The following is a 429-nucleotide window of genomic DNA, read 5'->3' as shown; positions in this document are numbered from 1 at the left end:
GGTTGGCGGTCTCGAACGACTGGATCGTGACCGGGCCGACATTGGTGTACGCGTTGCCACGCAGCGCGGCCAGCAGTTTGTCTTCCATCGGCAGGCCTATGGACTGGAAATAGGTCGGGTGCTTGATCTCCGGCACGAGGCCGATGCCACGGTTGGCGCGCCCGGCCTGCTGCACCAGGAAGGCCAGGATCTCGTCCAGGCTGGCGATGCGGAACTGGCCGTCGTAGGCGGTGCTGCGCAGTTCCGGCAGGCGCTCACGGGCGTACAGGGTCTTCAGCTCGGCCAGGGTGAAGTCCTCGGTGAACCAGCCCTCGACCTGCTGCCCATCGAGCACCTTGCGGGTGCGGCGGCTGGCGAACTACGGATGCGAGGCGACGTCGGTGGTGCCGCCGATCTCGTTCTCGTGGCGGGCCACCATCACCCCGTCCC

General features: G+C 67.4%; 1 protein-coding gene. It reads right to left on the bottom strand.

What is annotated here, in order from left to right:
• Window positions 1–334, bottom strand: a 334-nt coding sequence (locus tag K9U40_RS24025) for a glycerophosphodiester phosphodiesterase family protein (protein WP_282892557.1), incomplete at its 3' end; no start/stop codon positions are given.
• Window positions 335–429: the final 95 nt, after the last annotated feature.

The organism is Xanthobacter autotrophicus, assembly GCF_030015065.1.
Taxonomy (GTDB): domain Bacteria; phylum Pseudomonadota; class Alphaproteobacteria; order Rhizobiales; family Xanthobacteraceae; genus Xanthobacter; species Xanthobacter autotrophicus_D.
Note: the sequence above shows the minus strand (reverse complement) of the source record. Positions and strands in the feature narration are given on the sequence as shown.